Origin of the sequence: Pseudomonas sp. Q12-87 (genome assembly GCF_001269755.1) — a bacterium.
In the GTDB taxonomy this organism is placed as follows: Bacteria; Pseudomonadota; Gammaproteobacteria; order Pseudomonadales; family Pseudomonadaceae; genus Aquipseudomonas; species Aquipseudomonas fluorescens_S.
Map to the genome: position 1 here is coordinate 185,279 of NZ_LHVI01000034.1, position 25,113 is coordinate 210,391.

A 25,113-nucleotide genomic window follows, 5' to 3' on the forward strand; every position below is an offset into this window, starting at 1 on the left:
GCACCGCCAATCCAATCGACAGAAACGACAAAGCCCGCATCAGCGCGGGCTTTGTCTTGTTGGCAGTCCAACCCTCAGAACCTGAACACTTCCATGTCCGTACGAATTGGCAGGGCCATGGGAATCTTGTCCTTTTCCTTCCCTGCCGGCTTGGTTGGGGCAGGAGCAGATTTTCGAGGGACTTCTGCGATAGGAGGCTGGTTGGCCAGAGGTTTGAGCGACACAGACAACTGCTCGGCCAGACGTTGCAGGAGCACGCCCTGGGCCTGGACCTGTGCCGCCGTAGTACCGGCATGCTGCTCTTGCAGGTGCACGATGCGGTTCTCACGCACCTTGCCGCGACGGTCGATCAGCCGCCACTGGGCATCAAGCACCGCTGGTTGCGACTTGCCCGAGTCCAGGCGGGTAATCGACAGCAGTACCTGGACGTCCGGGGTAAAGCCTTGGGTAGCGGGCGCCAGCACGACACGCTGGCTGTCCAGATGCCCGGCGACCTGACGCAACAGCAGTTGATCGATGTCCGACGACAGGCTGCCCGCCCAGCGACCGTCGACAGCGGCTTGCAGGCTACCGTCAGGTTGGCGTTGCAGCAGGGTTTCACGTTGCAGGTAGTCAGCAATCAATACCGGGCCCAGCAGTACTGCCATGCCGGCGCTTTGCGCAGGCTGGGCCGGGGTTCCGCTGTCCAGTTGATACAGCGAAACAGGCTGATTGACGCTGCAGCCCGCCAGGCCAAGCAGGCCAGCGAGCCACAAAATAGGAAGGCGCAGAGCAGTCATCGTCCCGTCCAGGTGGCGGCCACAAGGCTTACCACAGTGAAAAATACTTGGTCATTATGAAGAACGCTCAGCCACGCCGGCGCTTGAAAGGGCCTATCATCCGTGAATATGCGCCGCGACTCCAGCGCGAAAACGCCGGTCTGCGGCATTTAATCGCAGACCAAGCGCTCTAGGACGCCTAATTCAAGTTTTCGACGAGCAGTGCATCGACCCGTTGAAAACCCCTTGGTAGCTTATTACCGCGTCGCCCGCGTTCACCTTTGTAATGCTCAAGATCATCTGCTTTCAACGAAAGCGTACGCTTTCCAGCCTGTAGCACAAGCGTGGCGCCTTCCGGCAACACTGCAATATCCGTGACATATTCCTCACGGCTGGCAACCCGTTCGCCGGGAATACCGATGATTTTGTTGCCCTTGCCTTTGCCAAGCTGCGGCAAGTCACTGATTTTAAAGACCAGTAGCCTGCCTTCCGTCGTCACCGACGCCAGCCAATTATTTTCGCGATCACTGACAGGGCGTGGCGCAATGACCTTGGCGTTGTTCGGCAGGCTCAACAACGCCTTGCCCGCCTTGTTCTTGGCTTGCAGATCCTCACCCTTGACCACGAACCCGTAGCCGGCGTCCGATGCAATTACGTACAGCCCGTCATCATCAGGCATCAGCACGCACTCAAAAGTTGCACCCGGTGGCGGCGTTAATCGACCGGTCAGCGGCTCGCCCTGGCCGCGCGCCGATGGCAGCGTGTGAGCCGGCACCGAATAGCTGCGACCGGTGGAGTCGACGAACACCGCAAACTGGTTGGAGCGCCCGGCCGCCAGGGCCTTGAAGCCGTCGCCAGCCTTGTAGGAAAGCCCCGTGGCGTCGATATCGTGGCCTTTGGCGGAGCGCACCCAGCCTTTTTCCGACAGCACAACCGTCACTTTCTCGTTCGGCAACAGATCATGCTCAGTCAGCGCCTTGGCTTCGGCGCGTTCGACGATTGGCGAGCGGCGATCGTCGCCATAGGTTTCGGCATCCTTGAGCAGTTCGGTGCGCACCAGTTTCTTGAGCTTGGCTTCGCTGCCCAGCAAAGCTTGCAACTTGGCCTGTTCCTTGAGCAGTTCATCCTGCTCGGCCCGCAACTTCATCTCCTCCAGCCGCGCCAACTGCCGCAAGCGCGTATCGAGAATGTAGTCGGCCTGGATTTCGCTCAGGGCAAAGCGCGCGATCAGGCTGGCCTTGGGATGTTCCTCGGTGCGAATGATGTGGATCACTTCATCCAGGTTGAGGTAGGCAATCAGCAAGCCGTCCAACAGATGCAGTCGACGTTCGACCTTGTCCAGGCGGAATTGCAGGCGCCGGCGCACCGTTTTGACCCGGAATTCCAGCCATTCCACCAGCAAGGCCCGCAAGTTCTTCAACTGCGGCTTGCCGTCCAGGCCAATGATATTGATGTTGACCCGGTAGCTGGACTCCAGGTCGGTACTGGCGAACAGGTGCTGCATCAACGCGTCATGGTCGACCCGGCTGTTGACCGGGATGATCACGATACGGCAAGGGTTTTCATGGTCGGACTCGTCGCGCAAGTCTGCAACTTGCGGCGCTTTCGACGGTTTTGCCTGCATCATCGCGGCGATTTGTTCCAGAACCTTCGCACCGGACACCTGATGCGGCAGCGCGGTGACAATGATGTCGCCGTCTTCGATGTGATACACGGCGCGCATGCGCACGGAACCGCGACCGGTCTCGTAGATTTTCAGCAGGTCGGCGCGCGGCGTGATGATTTCCGCTTCGGTCGGGTAGTCCGGACCCTGGATGTGCTCGCAGAGCTGTTCCACCGTGGCTTTTGGCTCATCCAGCAGACGCACGCAAGCGGTGGCCACCTCCCGCAGGTTGTGTGGCGGTACGTCAGTGGCCATGCCCACCGCGATGCCGGTGGTGCCATTGAGCAGGATATTCGGTAAACGTGCCGGCAAAACCAACGGCTCATCGAGGGTACCGTCGAAGTTTGGCCCCCAATCCGCCGTGCCTTGGCCCAATTCGCTCAGCAGGACTTCGGAATAGCGCGACAGACGCGCCTCGGTGTAGCGCATGGCGGCGAAGGACTTGGGATCGTCCGGCGCACCCCAGTTGCCCTGGCCGTCCACCAGGGTGTAGCGATAGCTGAACGGCTGGGCCATGAGCACCATGGCTTCATAGCAGGCCGAGTCACCATGGGGGTGGAATTTACCGAGCACGTCACCGACGGTCCGCGCCGACTTCTTGTGCTTGGAGTCGGCATCCAGCCCCAGCTCACTCATGGCATAGATGATCCGCCGCTGGACCGGCTTCAAGCCGTCGCCGATGTGCGGCAAGGCGCGGTCCATGATCACGTACATGGAGTAATTGAGGTAGGCATTTTCGGTGAAGTCAGCCAGCGATCGGCGTTCTACGCCGTCTAAGCTGTCTGCAAGAATGTCGCTCATGCGGGCCTCATCAGTTCGTTGTCTGGCGCAGCAGCATGGTGCCGTCGCGCTGGGTAAATTCAAGTTTGTTCAGGGCGCTCATGCCCAGCAGCACTTGCGTGCCGCCCAGGCCTGGCGCCACCAGGGCACGGACATCGCGCAACACGATGTCACCCAATTGCAACCGGTCGATGCGGGTGCGATAGCCCTCGCTCAAACCGTTGGCGGTACTCAATGTCACGCCGAAACCTTTTTCCAGCTTGAGGCGCTCGGCCAGCTCCACCGGAATTGCCACGTCGGTGGCCCCCGTGTCGAGCATGAAATCCACCGGTTGGCCATTGATCTGGCCGCTGGCAACAAAATGCCCTTGTTTATTGCCGACCAGCTTTACCTCGATAAATCCTTCGCCTCTTTGCGAATACACCTGGGCATTCGGGTTCTGCTGACGCTGCTCCCATTGAGCAAAGAATCGTGTAGCCAGGAACAACGCCGCACACCAGGCCACAATCATCAGCACCCGGCCGGCACGCTTGCCCGGCGGCTGGCTCACGGCGAGGCGCTCCAGCCACCGTCCGGCGCGGCGAAGCGCCAGATGATCGGCCGCGTTTCGCCGTCGGCGCGGGCGCCGTCGTTGTTGTCCAGGCCGATCCAGGCGCCTGTGGCGTCCACCACCAGCGCTTCGGCCAGCCCGTAGGCCTGCGAGTAGCGGCGATTGTCCTGCAACGCCTCGGCGGCGAACGACCAACACCGCTCCACTTGAGCGGTCTGCGGATCACGCCGACAGATCTGAAAAGCGTTGCGTTCCAGGGTAAATAGCTTGCCATCGAACAACGACAGATCGGCGAAATCCCGCGAAACCGCCTTGGCCTTGGGGAACTGCGCCGGCTGCATCTCCAGCCCCGCTTCGCTCAGCAACACGCAATTGCCCTCGCAGTCCCACACCGTTTGCTGGCGCTTGATCAGCAGCAGCCCACGACGTTCGCGCTCGGCCGCCAGCCACAGCTGGTCGCCGGCCGGGTTGATCGCCAAGCCTTCGAACAGAGCATTGAAATGCAGCAACATACCGCTGGCCCGGGCCTGGCGAATCAACGTCGGGGCGATTTTCAACCACGATGCCTCGCCTGTCGGCGCCACTTGCAACACCGCGGCATGCGACTCGCTGACCACATAGCGATTGCCGGCGCTGTCACAACTGATGCCCTCGAAATCCAACTCGCCACCGCGCAGGAACGAAGCGGCCCAAGTCCGGGAGCGCAAGCCCCAGGGCAAACCATTGTCGGGCACCGCCGGAACGTCGATATCCACCACGTCGGCCTGCCAGACCGGCGCATCGGAAAGCGCGAGGCGATAAATTCGGTCATCGTCGCGATCGGACACCGTCCACATTTCGCCGCCGCACAGCGCCAGCCCGGACAGGTTGCCGCCGCGCATGCCATCCACGGCGTGCTCGGACAGCAACTTCAACTCAGGCGCGGGCCCGGCGACTACCACCCCCGCCCACAGCAATAACGCCAGGGCGAAACCGTTGCGCATCAGGCCAGCACCTCGGCCAGGTCACCTTTGGACTCCAGCCAGGACTTGCGGTCGCCGGCGCGTTTCTTCGCCAGCAGCATGTCCATCATTTCCGAGGTCGCTTCAAAATCATCCAGGGTCAACTGCACCAGGCGACGGGTGTTGGGGTCCATGGTGGTTTCGCGCAGCTGCGGCGGGTTCATTTCGCCCAGGCCCTTGAATCGGGTGACCTGGGGCTTGCCGCGCTTCTTCTCGGCCACCAGGCGGTCGAGGATGCCATCGCGCTCGGCTTCGTCGAGGGCGTAGTAGATTTCCTTGCCCAGGTCGATCCGGTAGAGCGGCGGCATCGCGACGTAGACGTGACCGGCATCCACCAGCGGACGGAAATGCTGGACGAACAAGGCGCAGAGCAACGTGGCGATGTGCAAGCCGTCGGAGTCGGCGTCGGCGAGAATGCAGATCTTGCCGTAGCGCAGTTGACTCATGTCTTCGGCGCCCGGGTCGACCCCGATGGCGACGGCGATGTTATGCACTTCCTGGCTGGCCAGCACTTCACTGCCGTCCACTTCCCAGGTGTTGAGGATCTTGCCCCGCAGCGGCAGGATCGCTTGGAACTCCTTGTCCCGCGCCTGCTTGGCCGAGCCGCCGGCGGAGTCACCTTCCACCAGGAACAGCTCGGAACGCATCGGGTCCTGCCCGGCGCAATCGGCGAGCTTGCCCGGCAAGGCCGGCCCCTGGGTGATGCGCTTGCGCTCGACCTTCTTGCTGGCCTTGAGCCGACGGCCGGCGTTGTTGATCGCCAGCTCCGCCAGGGCCAGGCCGGTTTCCGGGTTGGCGTTGAGCCAAAGGCTGAACGCGTCCTTGACCACTCCGGAAACAAACGCCGCCGCCTCACGGGACGACAGGCGCTCCTTGGTCTGGCCGGAGAACTGTGGCTCCTGCATCTTCATCGACAGCACGAACGCAATGCGTTCCCAGACGTCTTCCGGCGCCAGCTTCACGCCACGGGGCAGCAAGTTGCGGAACTCGCAGAACTCACGCATGGCATCCAGCAGCCCCTGGCGCAAGCCGTTGACGTGGGTGCCGCCCTGGGCCGTGGGGATCAGGTTGACGTAGCTTTCCTGGACACTTTCGCCACCTTCGGGCAGCCACAACAACGCCCAATCCACGGCTTCCTTGTTACCGGCCAGGCTGCCGCAGAACGGCTCGTCGGGCAGGCGTTCGAAACCGTTGACCGCGTCCACCAGGTAAGAGCGCAGGCCGTCTTCGTAATGCCACTCGACTTTCTCGCCGGTGGCCTTGTCCTCGAAACTGACCAGCAGCCCCGGGCACAACACGGCCTTGGCCTTGAGCACATGCTTGAGGCGACTGACGGAGAACTTCGGCGAATCGAAGTACTTCGGGTCCGGCGCGAAATACACGCTGGTCCCGGTGTTGCGCTTGCCGACGGTGCCGACCACTTCCAGCTCGGTGGCCTTGTAGCCGTCGGCGAACGTCATCTGGTATTCGTTGCCGTCACGCTTGACCCGCACCCGGACCTGGGTCGACAAGGCGTTGACCACGGAAATACCCACCCCGTGCAAACCGCCGGAGAACTGATAGTTCTTGTTGGAAAACTTACCGCCGGCGTGGAGCTTGGTAAGAATCAGCTCGACGCCCGACACGCCCTCTTCAGGGTGAATGTCCACCGGCATGCCGCGGCCATCGTCGCTGACTTCCAGGGAATGGTCGGCGTGCAGGATGACCTGCACCGACTTCGCATGCCCGGCCAAGGCTTCGTCGACACTGTTGTCGATGACTTCCTGGGCGAGGTGGTTCGGCCGACTGGTGTCGGTGTACATGCCGGGGCGCTTGCGCACCGGGTCGAGGCCCGAGAGGACTTCGATGGCGTCTGCGTTATAAGAGCTAGCGCTGGGAGTGGCCATGGGGTCTCGTCGTCAGTGTTCAATGAAAAAGGGGCGATGGCTCACAGCGACGTGAAGTCGATCGCCTGGTACAAATCGGCGCCAATACCGGCAAAACTCAGCAGCGCCGGCAACTGCTGGGCAAACCCTTGGAAACTGTGGTCGCCGCCAGCCTGGATGCGCAAGGCACAAGCGCGGTAATACTGCTGGGCGTGGCGATAATCCAGCGTTTCGTCCCCGGTTTGCAACCATACCTGATACCGCTGCGAATCCCGGGGCGCCGGCACTTCCAGTTCGGCCAGGGCCGTGACGTGGTCGTGGGTCAGTTCCCAGGTTTCGTCGGTGTACAAATTCTTCTGCGTGCCCAGGTAGCCGTCGAACATGCGATGCGGGCTGACAGCAGGGTTGATCAGCAGGGCCTTGAGGCCGTGGCGTTCGGCCAAGTGAGTGGCATAGTAGCCGCCGAGCGAGCTGCCGACTAGCAGCGGCCGATCCAGTTGTGCAATCGCCTGTTCCAGCTGACCGATGGCTTGGCGGGGATGGTGGTGCAGGGCTGGAACTTGTAGGTGGTCGCTCAGGCCCAGTTGCGCCATTACGTCGATTAGCTGGCGGGCCTTGGTCGAGGCTGGGGCGCTGTTGAAGCCGTGGATATAAAGGATAGAACCCGACATTGCCGACTCCCTGGGTGTTGGGCAAAGGCCGGAGTTTACAGGGAGTTTATGGGGGTTTGGGGGTGATCTGTTCATACAAGACAACACAAAACCCTGTGGCGAGGGGATTTATCCCCGTTGGGGCGCGAAGCGGCCCCCTACAGCTGGATTGGGTACATATCCATTTCTGCGGTAACGGCCACTTAGGGTTCCGCCCTGACGGCGGGTCACTTTCGAAAAGCGCGAAAGTAACCAAAGCGCTTCATGCCCCACCACTCGGCACCTCGCCTAGGCTCGGTGTGCCCTCACTCCGGCATTGCTCCGTGGGCCCGCTGCGAAGGGCCATCCATGGCCCAGCGCAGCTATCCCGGCATCCATGCCGGGATGCCCACTCCACAATGCCTGCGTTCGGCCAGCGTGGTTAATGGGGCGCTGAAATCAACGTCCGACGCGAGGCGGCCTGAGAGCCGGCCTGGTTTAGGGTGATCGCGTTTCTCCAGTGGGAGCGGGCTTGCTCGCTTTTGCGCGCGGTGTGGTCAGGGTTGTGTGTTGACGTTGTCCAGCATCCGATTTGCCAATAAAGCGCCCAGCTCGATCAGTTGCTGAATGCCAAGGGCAACATGGCGTCGCGAGCCTTCCAGGTCGAAGGCAAGGTCGCTGACCATGGCGTCGGCTGAAGCCAAGGTTTCGCTGAGGTTGGCCAGTAGGCTTTCGGTGTCGACGCCGTTCACGACGGTGAACAGTTGACCTGAGGGCTGTTTCTTTTTGGCTTGAGGTTTGGGGTCGAGATAGTGGTCGATGGCGCGTTTGGCGGCTTCATCAAGCTTCGGGGAAATCTGGCTGGCATCGGAAGAGATGGAATCGTTTTTTGTTGGCCCAGAGTTATCTTCATACATGTTGGCGCTCCATTAAGATTGAAATAAAGCCCCTTTTTTTCAGGTTTCCAGGCCTGGCCGCTGAATTTGCAGCGACGGAAAAAGATTAGCGACAGCCCTTCCCACCCGGCAACCGCCAGAGCTCGTCGGAAAAGTCTGCTCGAATGTCGGACCACTCCCACAAATCTGGCCGGCTGTCAGGCCGCCATCGCGAGCAAGCTCGCTCCCACAATGGACCTCCTGTAACACAAGGTCTGTGTACACCAGCGATCCACTGTGGGAGCGGGCTTGCTCGCGAAAGCGGTGGGTCAGTTTGCATCAGCATTGCATGTGCCGCCGTCTTCGCGAGCAGGCTCGCTCCCACAATGGGGTCGGGGTACGACCATAGAACCAGGTCGGCTGTAAGGCCGTCTTCGCGAGCAAGCCAGCTCCCACAATGGGATCGGAGTACGACAAAAGAGCCAGGCCGGCTCTCAGGCCGCCTCGCGGCGGACGTTGATTTCGGCGCCCCGTTAACCACGCTGGCCGAACGCAGGCATTGCGCAGTGGGCATCCCGGCATGGATGCCGGGATAGCCGCGCTGGGCCATGGATGGCCCTTCGCGGCGGGCCCCACGGAGCAATGCCGGAGTGAGGGCATGCCGAGCCTAGGCGAGGCACCAAGTGGTGGGGCAAAAGCGCTTTGGTTACTTTCGCGCTTTTCGAAAGTGACCCGCCGTCAGGGCGGAACCATAAGTAGCCGTTACCGCAGAAATGGATATGTACTCAATCAGGCCGCCATCGCGAGCAGGCTCGCTCCCACAATGGGGTCGGGGTACGACCATAGAACCAGGTCGGTTGTAAGGCCGTCTTCGCGAGCAAGCCCGCTCCCACAATGGGATCGGAGTACGACAAAAGAGCCAGGCCGGCTCTCAGGCCGCCTCGCGGCGGACGTTGATCTCGGCGCCCCGTTAACCACGCTGGCCGAACGCAGGCATTGTGGAGTGGGCATCCCGGCATGGATGCCGGGATAGCTGCGCTGGGCCATGGATGGCCCTTCGCGGCGGGCCCACGGAGCAATGCCGGAGTGAGGGCATGCCGAGCCTAGGCGAGGCACCAAGTGGTGGGGCATAAAGCGTTTTGCTTACTTTTGCGCTTCTCAAAAGTGAGACGCCGTAAGGGCGGAACCATAAGTAGCCGTTACCGCAGAAATGGATATGTACTCAACCAAACCTCAGTACCCGTCGGACTCATAGTCCGGAGTAAAAGCAAACCCAACCACCCGCTCAACCCCCGTCTCCAACCGCCCATCCGGCCAAAGCCGCAACCACCGATACCCAGGCGCCTGCGAGCCCACCGCAAAATCCTCACTCCCAGGCTCAAACTGAATACAAGTCGAAGGCGAAGCCAACAACCGAACGCCCCCGCGCACCTGGTCAACCTCCTGATGCACATGCCCCCACAACACCGCCCGCACCTGAGGAAACCGATCCAGCACCGCAAACAACGCCTCAGGATTACGCAACCCAATGGGCTCCATCCACGCACACCCAATCGACACCGGATGATGATGCAGACAAACCAGATGATGACGCTCCGGCGCCTCGCTCAAGGCATTGGCCAACAGAATCAACTGTTCCTCAGCCAAAAAACCGGGAACCGAACCCGGCACGGCAGAATCCAGCAGCGTGATTCGCCAGTTGCCAATGTCCACCACCGGCTCGAGCAAGGTGCTCTTGACCGCCGCCTCCAGCATGACCTGCGGCTCATCATGGTTACCCGGAATCCAACGTGCGGGCGCATCGATTCGCCCACTCATCTGCCGAAACGCCTGATAAGACTCCAACGTTCCGTCCTGGGATAAATCCCCAGTGGCAAGTATCAAGTCGATGTTCGGCTGCTGATTGAGCACCAGGTCAATCACCGAGCGCAGGCTGTCACGGGTGTTCATGCCCAGCAACGACCCGTCGGCCTCGGCGAACAGGTGGCTGTCGGACAGTTGAACCAACAGCGCAGCATCAGCAGTGGTCAGGATGGATTCGTTCGGCAAATCGCTCTCTCCCAGGCGCACTCACGCCATTGGATGAAGCCGCAATTATGCTGGGGAAGATCGAAAGGGGAAACCCGCGAACCGGAACCGGTTCACAACCAGGGTCCAGTATTTGAAAGACAACTACCGAACGACTTCGAACTCATGCCCCAGCGCCAGACAATGACTCAGCCACTCGCCGAGGAACAGGTTCAACTGGGCCTTTTCGTCCGGCTGGTGCATCGACGCATTGGGGTAAGGATAGATGCCACGAAAGCGTCGTGCATGTTCGGCGCTGACGACTTCGGCCATGCGCGCATCGTGATAGACCTGAACTTCCAGTTGCGGCACCGGCAACCAGGGCAGGCTGTGCTCCTGGCGCACTTGCAAGGTGGTGGTGTAGGGGCAGGTCTGCAGCACTTCGAGGGCTAGCACGCCGAGCATCTGGTCGCCATGGGTCACGGCGATGCGGCGCGGCGCCGGGTCGTTGCGCATGTCCGGCAACAAGCGCATCAGGCGGGCGTAGTTGGCCTCACAGGCCGCCTGCAGCCCCACCAGATCGACGCGATAACGATCGCGCAGCTTGTTCAGGACCATAGCCCCCTCACTTCATCGCGGTTCAAGGCCAGCCATTGCAAGGCAATAATGCTGGCCGCGTTGCAGATACGTCCGTCGCGTACAGCTTGCAAGGCATCTTCGAAAGCCCAGACCTTCACCCGAATGTCTTCGGCTTCTTCCTCCAGGCCATGCAGACCGCCGGCCCCCGTGCTGTCGCAACGCCCCAGGAACAAATGGACGAACTCATCGCTGCCGCCCGGCGATGGAAAATATTGGGTCATCGGCCAGAGCGCAGCAAAGACAAGCCCAGCTTCCTCCTGCGCTTCGCGATGAGCAACTTCTTCCGGTTGCTCGTCCTTATCGATCAGGCCGGCCACCAGTTCCACCAGCCAAGGGTTGGTCGTCTTGCCCATGGCGCCCACGCGAAACTGCTCGATCAACACCACTTCATCGCGCTGCGGATCGTAGGGCAGCACGCACACCGCGTCATGGCGCACGAACAGTTCACGCCTGATTTCACGGCTCATGCCACCGGCGAACAATTCATGACGCAGGTGGACGCGGTCGAGCTTGTAGAAACCCTGGAAGCAGTTCTCGCGCTTGACGATGTCCACGGTGCTCGGCGTGGCGTTGGTGAAGTCGGTCATGACAGTCCTCGTTGCAATGGATCAATACGAGGTTCCAACCTCGGCTTCGCGCCATCCTAACGCGCTCGTACCGTTTGATGCAGCCCCTTTCCCTTCATCAGGATGGACGGCTGCGCTCAAAATCACTCTAATGAGCTTAGTGGCGAACTGATTGCCCTGCTGACAGTCGAAGCGGGTAACTTTTCGCCTTTCCCTGTTTCATGAAGGACGCCCATGTCGCTTTTCAAAACTGTCTCCGTGGCCGCCATTGCCCTGACCCTGGGTGCTTGCCAAAGCCTGTTCCAACCCAACTATCGCGCCCCGCTCGAGACCACTCGCGATGCTTCTGAGCAGTTGCAGCCCGGCTGCGCCAGTGCCGACTGCCCGCTGGTCAACATCGATACCTTGCATTTTCCCACCGAGCCCGCACTGGACGGCATTGTCGAAAAACGCCTGCTGCAACTGACCCGCACCACCCCGGACGCACCGACGGCGCCAACGCTTTCGGCCTATCGCGAACAGTTTCTGCGCAACGCAGCGCCGCGCAACAGCAGCTATTTGCAGGCCAAGGTACGCGAGCAGCATGACGGCTTGGTGATCATCGAAGTGTCCAGCTACCTGGACACCGGCGGCGCCCACGGTACGCCGGGGCGTGGTTTCATCAACTATTCGCGCCAGCAGCATAAGGTGCTGACCCTGTCGGACATGCTGCTGCCGGGCCAGGAAGAGGCCTTCTGGAAAGCCGCCCAGGTTGCCCACAATAGTTGGCTGATCAGCACCAAGCTGGATCAGGAACCCGAGTTCTTGAAACAGTGGTCCTTCCAGAAGACTCCGCATGTGGCGCTGACTTACGGCGGGGTGATCCTCAAGTACGAAGTGAGTACCATCGCGCCATACGCGTTGGGCCACATCGAACTGAAGATCGCTTACCCACGCCTCAATGGCATTCTCAAGCCCGAGCTGTTCCCCGGCCGTAGCTGAAGGCCCGGCCCAGCAACAACTGCAGCAACCCTGCCAGGACCAGCGACGGCAGGGTAGCGCCGACGTCCGGATAGAGGTTGGCCAGCAGGTGATAAGTGCTCACCCCACCCAGCCAGGCCAACAGTGCCGGCCAGCGCAACGCAGCCGACACCACCTGGCTGCTGCGCTTGCGCAAGATGAAATGGTCCACCAGCACCACGCCGAACAGCGGCGCGAACACCGAGCCGATCAGCAACAGGAAGTTCTGGTACTGGGCCAACGGTGCGAAGCACGCGATCAACGTGCAGATAACGCCGATCGCCAAGGCCAGGTGCTCGACCTTCAGCCCGGACAGCATGCCGCTCGATACCGCCGCCGAATGAATGTCGGCGAAAGCATTTTCCGACTCATCCAGCAGAATCAGCAGCAACGGAATGCCCAACCCGGCGCCAGCCAGGGCCAGCAGCAGCGCGTTGACTTCACCGCTCGGCGCGAACGCCAGGGTGTACGCCACGCCCAGGCTCATCAGCCAGAAGTTACCGATGAAAAACCCAACGGCAGTACCGCCAAAGACGTTTTTCGCGCGTCTGCCGAAGCGTGAATAGTCGGCAATCAGCGGTAACCACGACAGCGGCATGGCAATGGCGATATCAAACCCCACCGCCAGCGGCATCGAGCCATCGCCCGCCTGAGCCCACAATGCGGCCAGGTCAGCCTTGGCGAATAGATTCCAGGTCAGCCAGAGGCACGCCGCCAGCAGCAACCAGATGCCCCACTTGCGCAGGACCTTGCGCACGAACGTCAGCGGCCCGCTGACCGCGAGCAAGGTCGCCAGGGCGCCGAAAAACAACGTCCACAGCAACGGATTCGACCCCAGGCTGCCTTCGCTGAAGGCTCGGGCACCGAGCAGGCTGGCCGCATCACGCATGACGATGATTTCGAACGAGCCCCAGCCGATCAGTTGCAGCAGGTTCAATATCGCCGGCACGCTCGCGCCCTTGGCGCCTAGGCTGAGCTTGAGGGCGGCCATGGCCGACAGGCCGGTGTCGCTGCCAATCACGCCGACGGCCGCCAGCAGCAAAACGCCTACCAGGGTGCCGAGGAAAATCGCCAGCAACGAACCGCTCAGGCCCAGGCCCGGCGCGAGCAAGGCGCCAACCTGCAAGACCATCAGGCCGATGCCAAGGGAGAACCACAGGGAAAACAGATCGCGGGCGCCGAAGACCCGTTTGTCCAGGGGGACCGCGGTGTCCGGGGAATAGGTGCTGGGTTGGATGTTCAAGAGTGTTATCTCAGAGGAATATTTTGTTGTTTTGATGATCGCCTTCGCGAGCAAGCCCGCTCCCACAATGGACCTGCTGTGAACACAAAAGCTGCGTACACCAACGATCTACTGTGGGAGCGGGCTTGCTCGCGAAGGCGGCGGTGAAGTCACCGCCACCTTGGGCTCACATCACACTTTCTTGTAAAGCTGGCTACCTTCCTGCTTGAACCGCTCAGCCTGCTCCGCCAAACCCTGGGCGACGTCCACGTCCACCGTTTCAATGCGCTGATTAGCCGCGTACTCGCGCACTTCCTGGGTGATTTTCATCGAGCAGAATTTCGGCCCGCACATCGAGCAGAAATGCGCGACCTTGGCCGAGTCCTTCGGCAGGGTTTCGTCGTGGTACGAGCGGGCGGTATCCGGGTCCAGGCCGAGGTTGAACTGGTCTTCCCAACGGAATTCGAAGCGCGCCTTGCTCAAGGCATTGTCGCGGATCTGCGCGCCGGGGTGACCTTTGGCCAAGTCGGCCGCGTGGGCAGCAATCTTGTAGGTAATGATCCCGGTCTTGACGTCATCCTTGTTCGGCAGCCCCAAGTGTTCTTTCGGAGTCACGTAGCAAAGCATGGCGCAACCGAACCAGCCGATCATCGCCGCACCGATGCCGGAGGTGATGTGGTCGTAGCCCGGCGCGATGTCGGTGGTCAGTGGGCCGAGGGTGTAGAACGGCGCTTCGTCGCAGCACTCCAGCTGCTTGTCCATGTTCTCTTTGATCAACTGCATCGGCACGTGGCCCGGGCCTTCGATCATGCACTGCACGTCGTGCTTCCAGGCGATCTTGGTCAGCTCGCCGAGGGTTTCCAGCTCACCGAACTGCGCTTCGTCGTTGGCGTCGGCAATCGAGCCCGGACGCAGGCCATCGCCCAGCGAGAAGCTGACGTCGTAGGCCTTCATGATTTCGCAGATGTCTTCGAAGTGGGTGTAGAGGAAGTTTTCCTTATGGTGCGCCAGGCACCACTTGGCCATGATCGAACCACCCCGGCTGACGATGCCGGTGACGCGCTTGGCGGTCAGCGGCACATAGCGCAGCAGCACGCCGGCGTGGATGGTGAAGTAGTCGACACCCTGCTCGGCCTGTTCGATCAGCGTGTCGCGAAACAGCTCCCAAGTCAGGTCTTCGGCCGCGCCGCCGACTTTTTCCAGGGCTTGGTAGATCGGCACGGTGCCAATCGGTACCGGCGAGTTGCGGATAATCCACTCGCGGGTTTCGTGGATATGCTTGCCGGTCGACAGGTCCATGACCGTGTCCGAGCCCCAGCGGATGCCCCAGGTCAGTTTCGCCACTTCTTCTTCGATGGACGAGCCCAGGGCGCTGTTGCCGATGTTGCCGTTGATCTTCACCAGGAAGTTACGGCCGATGATCATCGGTTCCAGTTCGGTGTGGTTGATGTTGGCCGGAATGATCGCGCGGCCACGGGCGATTTCGTCACGCACGAATTCCGGAGTGATGATCTTCGGCACGCTGGCGCCGAAGCTGTGGCCGGCGTGTTGCTGGTCCAGCAGGCCGGCGGCGCGGGCCACTTCCAGCTTCATGTTTTCGCGGATGGCGACGTATTCCATCTCGGCGGTGATGATGCCTTTGCGCGCGTAATGCATCTGGCTGACGTTGGCGCCCGGCTTGGCACGCCGCGGGTTGTTCACATGGGCGAAACGCAGCTTGGTCAGTTCGGGATCGGCCAAGCGCTCCTGGCCGAAGTTGGAGCTCAGGCCCGCCAGGCGCTCAGTGTCGCCACGGGCTTCGATCCACGAAGAGCGCACATCGGCCAAGCCTTTGCGCACGTCGATGCTCACGTTCGGGTCGGTGTACGGACCCGAAGTGTCGTACACCACCACCGGCGCGTTGATCTCGCCGCCGAAGTCGGTAGGCGTCACGTCGAGGCTGATTTCGCGCATGGGTACGCGGATATCCGGGCGGCTGCCCTGGACATAGATTTTTTGCGAGCGGGTAAAGGGCTGAACCGATTGCTCATCGACCTGGGCCGAATCACTGAGGTTGGTCGCGTTTTTTGATTTTGTCGTCATCACGGGCTCTCCAGACACACATCCAGGCAGTGGATTTTTGTCGGAGCGAACCTGTAACGAATGGACGCGTCCCAGCACGAAAGTGCGGACGCTGTGCTTGCTGCTCGAACATGTTCGAAGATCGAAAGTCGATGGTCGAACAACATCCCGGACGAAGCACAAGAGGACTCGCCGGGTGACGAGAAATCTTGTTCCCTACGCAGGCGTTAACCTGATCAGGTTCAACGGGATCCGAAATTATTCGATCTCAGCCTCATAGCAAGGCACCCCGACAAGAACCCGGCCAGTCTAGACACAACCGGCGCAGAACGCCATCGTCCGGGCAAAAGGCTTGATGAATGGCGCATATGCAGGATTGTTGCCGTGCCTGCACGCAACTACACTCGCTACGCCGCGCGCCTGTATTGCGCCTTTATCTTTGAACGTAGGGATCGCCTCATGTTGCGCAAACTCTCACTGGCCCTTGCCGTGTCTTGTGCGTCCAATGGAATGGCTTGGGCTGCCGAAGCTCCGTTATCCACCAAAACCGACCTGGTGAGCGTTTATCAGGAGGCCGTGGATAACAACGCCGACCTGGCTGCTGCCCGCGCCCAGTACGGCGCCCAGAAGGAAGTCGTGCCCCAGGCGCGTGCCGGTTTGCTGCCCAATATTTCAGGCGGTGCCGACCTGAACAACACCCGTACCGAGCTCGACCAACCGGCCCTGACCGCCACCCGCAGCTCCACGGTTTACCAGGCCACGTTGTCCCAACCGATTTTCCGCGCCGACCGCTGGTTCCAGCTCCAGGCAGCCAAATCCGTCAACGAACAAGCGTCGCTGCAGCTGTCGGCTACCGAACAGAACATGATCCTGCAAAGCGCCGAGAGTTATTTCAATGTGCTGCGCAGCCAGGACAACCTGGCCTCGACCAAGGCCGAGGAAGCCGCATTCAAGCGCCAGCTCGACCAGTCCAATGAGCGCTTCGACGTAGGCCTGTCGGACAAGACCGACGTGTTGCAGTCCCAGGCCAGCTACGACACCGCACGGGCCAACCGGATCCTCGCCCAGCGCCAGGTGGAGGATGCGTTCGAAGCACTGATCACCCTGACCAACCGTCAGTACAACTCGCTCCAGGGGATTGTCCACACCCTGCCGATCCTGGCGCCGACACCGAACGACGCCAAGGCTTGGGTCGACACGGCAGCCAAGCAGAACCTGAATCTGCTGGCCAGCAACTACGCCGTCGACGCCGCCGAAGACACCCTGCGCCAACGCAAGGCCGGCCATGCACCGACCCTCGATGCGATCGCGCAGTATAAAAAAGGCGACAACGACGGCCTCGGCTTCACCAACCCGAACCCTACCGGGCAGCGCTACGGTGGCGATGCCGAGCAACGCACCATTGGCTTGCAACTGAGTATCCCGATCTACAGCGGCGGATTGACCAGTTCCCAAGTGCGCGAATCCTACTCGCAGCTCACCCAGACCGAACAGCAGCGCGAAGGCCTGCGCCGCCAAGTGGTGGAAAACACCCGCAACCTGCACCGTGCGGTGAACACCGATGTGGAGCAGGTCCAGGCCCGGCGCCAGTCGATCATCTCCAACCAGAGCGCGGTGGAGGCCACGGAAATCGGCTACCAGGTAGGTACCCGCAACATCGTCGATGTGCTCGATGCACAGCGTCAGCTGTACACCTCGGTGCGCAACTACAACAACGCCCGCTACGACTACATCCTCGACAACCTGCGCCTCAAGCAGGCCGCCGGCACCCTGAGCCCGGCCGATTTGCAGGATCTGTCGCGCTACCTCAAGCCCGACTACAACCCGGACCGCGACTTCCTCCCGCCGGACCTGGCCCAGGCCGCGGCCGCACAGTTGCGCTCGCGGCCGGCACAATAACGACACCCTTGTGGCGAGGAAGCTTGCTCCCGCTGGCCTGCGAAGCAGGCCCAAAACCAGTCACCGCGTTCTGCCAGCCAGAACCGTGATGCCGGTTTTACGGCCGCTTCGCAGCCGAGCGGGAGCAAGCTCCCTCGCCACAAAAGCTCAATCGATCAGCCGCCCCAACCCCTCCAGCAAGCGCTGCAGCGCCCCCTGATTGGTGCGCATCACCTTCAAGCCCGCCTCGGCCATGCGCTGGGCATCACGGGGCAGTTCGAACAGGCGTTGTATCGCCAGGGCCAGGCTTTCGGCATCCTCGACTTCCTGCAACGCACCGGCGGCGCGCAACTGGGCGGCGATTTCGAGGAAGTTGAACAGGTGCGGCCCACTGAGCACCGGTTTTGCCAGCGCCGCCGGCTCCAGCAAATTGTGCCCACCGTTGGGCACCAGGCTGCCACCGACAAAAGCGCTGTCGGCCAGGGCGTAGAGAAACAGCAGTTCGCCCATGGTGTCGCCCAGCAATACCGAAGCCTGGACACCGACCGGTTGTGCGCTGGACCGCCGGACCGTGGCGAAACCTTGCCCCTCACAGAGCTGGTATACGGAGTCGAAGCGCTCGGGGTGCCGCGGCACCAGAATCAGCAACGCATCGGGATAGCTGTCGAGCAGCCGACGGTGGGCAGCCAGCACCACTTCGTCCTCGCCTTCATGGGTGCTGGCGGCGATCCACACCGGGCGCTCCGTGGCTTGCCACTGACGACGCAAGGCACTGGCGCTTTCGAGCAATTGCGGGTCGATGGTCAGGTCGAACTTGATCGAACCGGTGACCTCGACGGTTTCCGCCCGGGCACCCAACTGGCGAAAGCGCTCGGCTTCAGCTTCGGTCTGCACGGCGAACAGGCTCATCTCGGCGAGCATCGGCCGGGTCAGTTTGGGGAATCGCGCATAACCACGGGCCGAGCGCTCCGACAGCCGCGCGTTGGCCAAGGCCACGGGAATGCCACGCCGGGCGCATTGGTGGATGTGGTTGGGCCACAGTTCGGTTTCCATGATCACCGCCAGGATCGGACGAGCCCGGTCGAGGAAACGCTTGGCGGCGCAAGGCAAATCGTAAGGCAGATAACAATGCTGGATGCGCGGCTCGTCGGCGAACAGCGCCTGGATCCGCTCCGAGCCGGTGGGCGTCATGCAAGTGACGGTGATCGGCAGCTGTGGATACCGTTGCAGCAAGGCACGAATCATCGGCGCGGCGGCAATGCTCTCGCCCACCGACACCGAGTGGACCCAGATCCCGCCCGGTACCAGGCTCGGCAGTCCCCAGGAAAAACGTTCGCCGATGCGCCGGGCATAAGCCGGCGCCTTGCGAGCCCGCAGCCACAGCCGAATCGCTACCAGTGGCAGCCCCAGATAAAACAACGCGCTATAGAGAGTTCTGTTCATGGCGGCGGAGTTTATCGGTTTTTCAACCGAGCGCCTGCAACTGCACCGCAAAACGTTCCGCCAGCCAGCGTGCGGCCGGGCCCAGGGGCTCGTCGCGGCGCCAGACCAGTTCCACCACCAGGGCCGGCGGGGTCCATTCGCTCTTGAGCTCGACCATATCGCCCAGGTACGCCGGGTATTGCACCACATGCCGCGGCAGCCAGGCCCAGCCCAAGCCACACCGAAGCCATTCGGCCAGCACGTAGAAACTGTCGGCCCGCCAGACCTGCGGGCTGGCCTGCTCACTGCCGGGATAGACGCTGGACTGGGTTGCCATTAACAACTGCCGGTGCCGGGCCATTTCCAGGCAGGTCACATAACCATGGTTTGCCAACGGATGCTGCCTGCCGCACACCGTGACCATCTCGACGCTGCCCAACACCCGGCGCTCCAGCGCCTCGGGAATCTGGTCGTGATAGAACAGCAACCCCAGATCAGCGCGACGCTCCACCAGTTTGCGCGCCACATCGCCCTGGGCGGCGCTGGCCAGTTGCACTTCGAGGGTGGGGAATCGCTCGGCCAGCGCCGCCAGGCTGTCGATTACGGGTTGATAGGGCATGGCTTCGTCCTGGGCCAAGCGCAGCGACGCTTCCTGTCCACGCATCAGGGCCAGGGCGCGACCGTTGAGGCGCTCGCACTGGCGCAGCACTTCCTTGGCTTCTTCCAGCAGGGCTTCGCCTGCATCGGTGAGCTTGGGCTGACGGCCGCTGCTGCGCTCGAACAGGCTTACACCCAGATCGGTTTCCAACAAGGCAATACCGCTGCTGATGGCCGATTGAGCCTTGCGCTGATCCCGGGCGACGGCCGAAAACGAACGTTTTTCGGCGACACCGACGAACAGCCGCAGTTGCTCCAGATTCCATTGAACATTCATGGCGCGACCTATCTCATAAACAGATAGGTAATGACTTTACCGCATCTGGGATCACTCTAAAATAAGCGACACGAAAGACGGCACATTCAACGAGGAACGGCCTATGAACGCTTACTACTACCTGGGCATCGCAATCTGCGCCGAAGTGATCGCCACCGTTTCGATGAAAGCGATCAAAGGCTTGAGCACACCCCTGCCCTTGCTGCTCGTCATCGCCGGTTATGGCATCGCGTTCTGGATGCTCACCCTGGTGGTGCGCACTGTTCCGGTGGGCGTGGCCTATGCGGTCTGGGCGGGAATGGGAATTGTCTTGGTCAGCGTGGCTGCGCTGTTCATCTACGGGCAGAAGCTGGACGTGCCGGCGATGCTGGGGATGGCGTTGATTGTTCTTGGAGTGGTGGTGATCCAGCTGTTCTCCAAGACCGCTGGACACTGAGAACACACCGATCATCGTGTTGGAACACATGTGTGGCGAGGGAGCTTGCTCCCGCTGGGTTGCGCAGCAACCCCATCTTTAATGGGCGCTTCGCACCCAAGCGGGAGCAAGCTCCCTCGCCACAAAGCTTTCCTCGCCAGCTGCCGACGTTGATCGCCAGCAAATCCCAATAGCATCGAGTCTGTATACTGCGTCCTCGTCTAGAACACTGAGGTCGCCGCATGCCATCCGTTATTTCCACCGACGTCCTGATTGTCGGCGCCGGAGTCGCCGGCCTCTGGTTGAACGCACGCCTGCGTCGCCAGGGTTTTTCGACCGTGCTGGTGGAAAGCGCCACCCTCGGTGGTGGGCAGAGCGTCAAATCCCAGGGCATCATCCATGGCGGCGCCAAATACGCCTTGCATGGCGCCCTGACCGGTGCCTCGGAAGCCATCGCCGACATGCCCCGCCGCTGGCGCGAAGCCCTGAAGGGCGACGGTGAGCTGGACCTGTCCGGCGTGCGCATGCTCTCCGATGCCCATTACCTCTGGTCCCCCGGCACCCTGGCTGGCAACCTGACTAGCTTTTTCGCCAGCAAAGCCGTGCGCGGGCGGGTCGATCAGGTCAAGGGCGAGCAACTGCCGCCAGCCCTGCAAGACAAGCGCTTCAAGGGCAAGGTTTATCGCTTGGCCGAATTGGTGGTAGATGTCCCCAGCCTGATCGCTCGCCTGGCGGAACTGGCTGGCGACAGCCTGCTGGCCGGACAACACATCGAACCACTGCGCGAAGGCGGCGAGCTGACCGGTCTGAAAGTGGACGGCCGCGAGATCCGTGCCCAGCGCATTGTCCTCAGCGCCGGTGGCGGTACTGCCGACCTGCTCGACGCCCTGGGCCTGGACCAGCCGGCCATGCAACGCCGGCCGCTGCACATGGTCCTGGTCAAGGGGCCGAGCCTCAAGCCGCTCTATGCCCATTGCCTGGGCGGCGGGCCGAAGCCGCGCGTCACCGTGACCACTCACCCGGCCGCCGACGGCCAATGGGTCTGGTACCTGGGTGGCGATCTCGCCGAAGGTGACGCTGTGGCCCGCGAGCCTGCCGCACAGATTGCCGCCGCGCAGAAAGAGCTGGGCCAATTACTGCCTTGGATAGACCTGAGCACCGCGCAGTGGGCCACGCTGCGAGTCGATCGCGCCGAGCCCTTGCAATCGGGCCTGACGCGCCCGGACAACGCCTTTCTCGCCGAGCAGGATCGCCTGTTGGTGGGTTGGCCGACCAAACTGGCCTTGGCCCCGGATTTCGCCGATCGGGTGTTCAGTGCGCTGCAACGCGACGGCATCCAGCCCAGCCATCCGACACCACTCCCCGAGTTGCCGAAGCCGCCCATGGGTGTGCCTGCCTGGGATCAATTACTGCCATGAGCCAACCGACCCTGCACGACCTTCATCGTCCGCTGAGCCCTAACGGCCCGTGGGTCTCCCCACTCGGCCTGGGTACCGTCAAGCTCGGCCGCGACCAGGGTGTCAAATACCCCAACGGCTTCCGCATTCCCGATGACGATGAAGCGCGCATGCTGCTCAAGCTGGCGCGCGACCTGGGCATCAACCTGATCGACACCGCGCCGGCCTATGGCCGCAGCGAGGAGCGTCTTGGCCCGCTGCTGCGCGGCCAGCGCCAGGACTGGGTGATTGTCAGCAAGGTCGGGGAAGAGTTCAGCAACGGCGAGTCGCGTCACGATTTCAGCGCCGCTCATACCCGAGTCTCGGTGGAACGCAGCCTCAAGCGCCTGGAAACGGACTATATCGACCTGGTGCTGGTGCACTCTGACGGCAATGATCTGGCGATCCTCAACGACAGCGAAGTCTACCCGACATTGGCCGCGCTCAAGCGTGAGGGCAAGATCGGCGGCTTCGGCTTCTCCGGCAAGACCGTCGAAGGCGGTCTCAGAGCCTTGGAGCAAGGCGACTGCGCGATGGTCACCTACAATCTGAACGAACGAAGCGAGAAAGCTGTCATTGACTACGCTGTCGAACACGGCAAGGCGATCCTGGTGAAAAAAGCCTTGGCCAGCGGTCACGCCTGCCTGAGCCCCGGGGTAGACCCGGTTCGCGCCAGCTTCGAACTGTTGTTTGAGCATCCCGGGGTTGCCAGTGCTATTGTCGGCACCATTAATCCGCTGCACCTCGCCCATAACGTCGCGACCGTAGCCAAGGTCCTGCGTAATAACTGACGCCGCTTTGCGCGGCATTAAGGAAGGAGCCGACATGCCGCGTACGCTCATCAGAAAAAATCCAAGCAACTTCAAGACCCTGCCCCTGTTCGTCGAAGCGACGCCCGAAGGCCTGACTTATCAGAGCGTCGGGATGCCGCTTAACTTTGCGCAAACATTGCAGCGCCGCCGTCCCGTGGCCGTCGCCGATGCTGAGCGTTTCTCGCTGGAGCTCGCCAACCTGGGCGTCTCGGTGCGCCTGACCCTACATTGGCAAAATCGCGACTATTGGGTACTGGTGCGCCAACGCCGACAGGACCGTGGCGATGTGGTGCTCAAGTTGATTTCCGGCTACGTCCCGGCCCATGAACTGAACCTGCCGCTGCTCACCGCCATCAATGAAATCGCTGAAGAGTGCCTGCTGGAAACCCCGGAAGGCTGGCTCGGCGGACGCTTCAACGACACTTGGCTACCGGCACCCTACGCCACGGCGCTGCATTATCGCGAAGCCTTGCCCTTTCGCCTGACGCCGCTGTCGGGCTCGGCCCGCCCCGTTCGCAGCGCCAATCTGCAATTGATCGAGCGGCCACGGGCCTACGTGCACCTGCCGACGGCGTCACTGCAACTGATCTACGACTTGCGCCTGGATGTGCCCAAGGAAGCCAAGTCCCTGAGCCTGTTTCATGTCGATGAGCGACTTGAGGGCGATCAGTTGGTGGCACGCTTGGACCGCAAACGCCCTGATCTTTATCTAATGCCGTTGCATGATGGGCAACCCCTTCCCGAGCTATATACCTTGAAAAAGGATCAACTGTATCCGGCCAGCACGCGCGGGCTGTACCTGGCGGAAAGTTTCGCCAGGCAGGAAGGCTGGCTGGTGCGTGACGAGCGAATTCGCTGGAAGGACTGGCTGCGCCAGCAAGGGTTGACGCCGCCAGGCAAGGAATCGGGCCTGACCCGACTCAAGGGCAAGGCCCGGCAATTGCTCAAGAAGATCGTGCCGCGCAAGGTGGCTCGCTAGTTACAGCAATTGGAACGCTGTTGTGGCGAGGGAGCTTGTTCCCGCTGGGTTGCGCAGCAAGCCTTTTTATGGGCGCTGCGCACCCAAGCGGGAGCAAGCTCCCTCGCCACAACAGTCGCCATACTACAAAGTGCGACTCAGTTATTGCGGATCTTCTCCACAATCGCCGTCGTCGAGCTGTTTTCCACCAGCCCCAGCACTTTCACCGTGCCGCCGTAGGCCGTGACGATGTCCGCTCCAACGACTTGGTCGATGCCATAGTCGCCGCCCTTGACCAGCACATCCGGCTTGACCTGGCGCAGCAGGTTTTCCGGCGTGCCCTCGCTGAAGCTGATCACCCAATCCACCGCGCCAAGGCCGGCGAGGACTGCCATGCGCCGGTCAACGCTGTTGATCGGACGACCCGGCCCCTTGAGACGGCTTACGGAGGCATCGTCATTGACCGCAACGATCAAGCGATCCCCCTGGGCGCGAGCCTGCTCCAGGTAAGTCACGTGGCCGGCGTGGAGGATGTCGAAGCAACCGTTGGTAAAGACGATTCGTTCGTTGTGGGCACGGGCATCGTCAACGGCCAGCAGCAACTGCTCCAGGCCCAGCACGCCCCGCTCGGAACCTTCTTCGCGCTGGATGGCGCGCCGCAGTTCCGGGGCACTGATGGCCGCCGTACCGAGCTTACCAACGACGATGCCCGCCGCCAGGTTCGCCAGGGCCACGGCATGAGGCAGTTCCTCGCCAGCGGCAATAGCGGCGGCCAGCGTGGAAATCACCGTGTCGCCGGCGCCTGTCACGTCGAACACTTCACGGGCACGGGCCGGCAGGTGCAACGCAGGGTGATCGGGGCGCAGCAAGGTCATGCCATGTTCGCCACGGGTCACCAGCAGGGCACCGAGGTCGAGGTCTGCCATCAACTGGGCGCCTTTGCTCACCAGTTCATGCTCATCGACGCAACCGCCGACGATGGTTTCGAACTCGCTGAGGTTCGGCGTGATCAGGCTGGCGCCACGGTAGATGGAAAAATCCTTGCCCTTGGGATCGGCCAACACAGGAATGCCACGGGCACGGGCGGCCTGGATCAACACCTGGTGGTTTTTCAGCGCGCCTTTGCCGTAGTCCGACAGCACCAGCACCTTGATGCCTTCGAGCAGGTTGTCGACTTCGGCGCCAAGAGCCAGGGGATCGGTGGCGAACGGTTCTTCGAAGTCGATGCGCAGCAGTTGCTGGTGGCGACTCATGACCCGCAGCTTGACGATGGTCGGCTGGTGCGCAATGCGCTGGAAAATCGCCCGCACGCCAGCGCCCTTGAGGCTATTGGTCAGGCTGTCGGCGGCTTCGTCGTCACCGGTCACGCCCACCAGGGAAGCCGGCGCGCCGAGGGCGGCAATGTTCAGGGCAACGTTGGCGGCACCACCGGGGCGATCCTCGATGTGCTCGACCTTGACCACCGGTACCGGGGCCTCAGGGGAAATCCGGGAGGTACCGCCATGCCAGTAGCGGTCGAGCATGACATCGCCGACCACCAATACAGGGGCTTGATCGAATCGCGGCATGGACAACTTCATGGAACATCCCACATACAAAATGAACAGGGCCGCGATATTAGCACAGGGTTGGCGCAGGCTTGG

At 61.8% G+C, this 25,113-nt stretch carries 21 protein-coding genes and 1 riboswitch; of the genes, 6 read left to right on the forward strand and 15 right to left on the reverse strand.

The genetic code is table 11. From position 1 onward, the window contains the following. Positions 1-74: 74 nt before the first annotated feature. From AD663_RS25280 to AD663_RS25325, 10 genes are all read right to left on the reverse strand, one after another. On the reverse strand, positions 75-779 hold the full coding sequence (locus AD663_RS25280) for a membrane integrity-associated transporter subunit PqiC (protein WP_003186455.1): 705 nt from the start codon (positions 777-779) through the stop codon (positions 75-77). Between the two features lie 178 nt (positions 780-957). Beyond that, positions 958-3,222: a DNA topoisomerase IV subunit A gene (parC, locus tag AD663_RS25285; protein ID WP_003186456.1), complete on the reverse strand. Its 2,265-nt coding sequence runs from the start codon at positions 3,220-3,222 to the stop codon at positions 958-960. A gap of 10 nt (positions 3,223-3,232) precedes the next feature. Next, on the reverse strand, positions 3,233-3,712 hold the full coding sequence (locus AD663_RS25290) for a TIGR02281 family clan AA aspartic protease (RefSeq protein WP_050551608.1): 480 nt from the start codon (positions 3,710-3,712) through the stop codon (positions 3,233-3,235). Between the two features lie 35 nt (positions 3,713-3,747). Next, positions 3,748-4,734, reverse strand: coding sequence for an esterase-like activity of phytase family protein (locus AD663_RS25295; RefSeq protein WP_003186461.1), 987 nt, complete (start codon positions 4,732-4,734; stop codon positions 3,748-3,750). Continuing rightward, positions 4,734-6,638: a DNA topoisomerase IV subunit B gene (gene parE, locus AD663_RS25300; protein WP_003186463.1), complete on the reverse strand. Its 1,905-nt coding sequence runs from the start codon at positions 6,636-6,638 to the stop codon at positions 4,734-4,736. Before parE ends, AD663_RS25295 begins: the two co-directional genes overlap by 1 nt. Before the next feature lie 41 nt (positions 6,639-6,679). Next, positions 6,680-7,288: a YqiA/YcfP family alpha/beta fold hydrolase gene (locus AD663_RS25305; protein WP_003186465.1), complete on the reverse strand. Its 609-nt coding sequence runs from the start codon at positions 7,286-7,288 to the stop codon at positions 6,680-6,682. A 515-nt stretch (positions 7,289-7,803) separates the two neighbouring features. After that, positions 7,804-8,163: a DUF6124 family protein gene (locus AD663_RS25310; RefSeq protein ID WP_003186467.1), complete on the reverse strand. Its 360-nt coding sequence runs from the start codon at positions 8,161-8,163 to the stop codon at positions 7,804-7,806. A 1,191-nt stretch (positions 8,164-9,354) separates the two neighbouring features. After that, on the reverse strand, positions 9,355-10,170 hold the full coding sequence (cpdA, locus tag AD663_RS25315; protein WP_003186469.1) for a 3',5'-cyclic-AMP phosphodiesterase: 816 nt from the start codon (positions 10,168-10,170) through the stop codon (positions 9,355-9,357). A 123-nt stretch (positions 10,171-10,293) separates the two neighbouring features. Beyond that, positions 10,294-10,746 (reverse strand): DUF1249 domain-containing protein, encoded by a 453-nt coding sequence (locus tag AD663_RS25320; protein ID WP_003186471.1) that lies wholly within the window; start codon positions 10,744-10,746, stop codon positions 10,294-10,296. After that, positions 10,737-11,354, reverse strand: coding sequence for an NUDIX domain-containing protein (locus AD663_RS25325; protein WP_003186473.1), 618 nt, complete (start codon positions 11,352-11,354; stop codon positions 10,737-10,739). Before AD663_RS25325 ends, AD663_RS25320 begins: the two co-directional genes overlap by 10 nt. A gap of 213 nt (positions 11,355-11,567) precedes the next feature. Between AD663_RS25325 and AD663_RS25330 the strand changes: the two genes are divergently transcribed. Continuing rightward, positions 11,568-12,314, forward strand: a complete 747-nt coding sequence (locus tag AD663_RS25330; protein WP_003186475.1) for a DUF3298 domain-containing protein — start codon at positions 11,568-11,570, stop codon at positions 12,312-12,314. Here AD663_RS25330 and cytX read toward each other — a convergent pair. Both cytX and thiC read right to left on the reverse strand, forming a co-directional pair. Next, positions 12,283-13,575 (reverse strand): putative hydroxymethylpyrimidine transporter CytX, encoded by a 1,293-nt coding sequence (cytX, locus tag AD663_RS25335; RefSeq protein ID WP_053214725.1) that lies wholly within the window; start codon positions 13,573-13,575, stop codon positions 12,283-12,285. The genes AD663_RS25330 and cytX overlap by 32 nt on opposite strands. Before the next feature lie 171 nt (positions 13,576-13,746). Next, positions 13,747-15,636, reverse strand: coding sequence for a phosphomethylpyrimidine synthase ThiC (gene thiC, locus AD663_RS25340; protein ID WP_053214726.1), 1,890 nt, complete (start codon positions 15,634-15,636; stop codon positions 13,747-13,749). A 175-nt stretch (positions 15,637-15,811) separates the two neighbouring features. Beyond that, a riboswitch (TPP riboswitch) is annotated at positions 15,812-15,917 on the reverse strand. Positions 15,918-16,074: 157 nt separating this feature from the next. Here thiC and AD663_RS25345 point away from each other — a divergent pair. Further along, a complete protein-coding gene (locus AD663_RS25345) occupies positions 16,075-17,514 on the forward strand; it encodes a TolC family outer membrane protein (protein WP_003186483.1) in 1,440 nt (479 codons plus the stop codon). A gap of 147 nt (positions 17,515-17,661) precedes the next feature. On the opposite strand, the gene waaA is transcribed toward AD663_RS25345, so the two are convergent. Then, the gene (gene waaA / locus AD663_RS25350) at positions 17,662-18,936 is read right to left on the reverse strand and encodes a lipid IV(A) 3-deoxy-D-manno-octulosonic acid transferase (protein ID WP_003186485.1); all 1,275 of its coding nucleotides are present in this window, start codon (positions 18,934-18,936) and stop codon (positions 17,662-17,664) included. 22 nt (positions 18,937-18,958) lie between these two features. Further along, entirely contained in the window at positions 18,959-19,849 is an 891-nt protein-coding gene (locus AD663_RS25355) for a LysR family transcriptional regulator (protein WP_003186486.1), read from the reverse strand. A 103-nt stretch (positions 19,850-19,952) separates the two neighbouring features. Here AD663_RS25355 and AD663_RS25360 point away from each other — a divergent pair, with 103 nt between their 5' ends. The 4 genes from AD663_RS25360 to AD663_RS25375 all read left to right on the forward strand — a co-directional run bounded on the left by AD663_RS25360 (position 19,953) and on the right by AD663_RS25375 (position 23,491). Next, positions 19,953-20,285: a multidrug efflux SMR transporter gene (locus AD663_RS25360; RefSeq protein WP_053214727.1), complete on the forward strand. Its 333-nt coding sequence runs from the start codon at positions 19,953-19,955 to the stop codon at positions 20,283-20,285. Between the two features lie 221 nt (positions 20,286-20,506). Then, on the forward strand, positions 20,507-21,682 hold the full coding sequence (locus AD663_RS25365) for an FAD-binding oxidoreductase (RefSeq protein ID WP_053214728.1): 1,176 nt from the start codon (positions 20,507-20,509) through the stop codon (positions 21,680-21,682). Continuing rightward, the gene (locus AD663_RS25370) at positions 21,679-22,491 is read left to right on the forward strand and encodes an aldo/keto reductase (RefSeq protein WP_003186491.1); all 813 of its coding nucleotides are present in this window, start codon (positions 21,679-21,681) and stop codon (positions 22,489-22,491) included. Before AD663_RS25365 ends, AD663_RS25370 begins: the two co-directional genes overlap by 4 nt. Positions 22,492-22,525: 34 nt before the next feature. After that, positions 22,526-23,491 carry a hypothetical protein gene (locus AD663_RS25375; RefSeq protein ID WP_003186493.1) on the forward strand — a complete coding sequence of 322 codons (966 nt, stop codon included), beginning with the start codon at positions 22,526-22,528 and terminating at the stop codon, positions 23,489-23,491. A gap of 137 nt (positions 23,492-23,628) precedes the next feature. Here AD663_RS25375 and hldE read toward each other — a convergent pair whose 3' ends face one another. Further along, positions 23,629-25,050 carry a bifunctional D-glycero-beta-D-manno-heptose-7-phosphate kinase/D-glycero-beta-D-manno-heptose 1-phosphate adenylyltransferase HldE gene (gene hldE / locus AD663_RS25380; protein WP_003186495.1) on the reverse strand — a complete coding sequence of 474 codons (1,422 nt, stop codon included), beginning with the start codon at positions 25,048-25,050 and terminating at the stop codon, positions 23,629-23,631. Between the last annotated feature and the right edge of the window lie 63 nt (positions 25,051-25,113).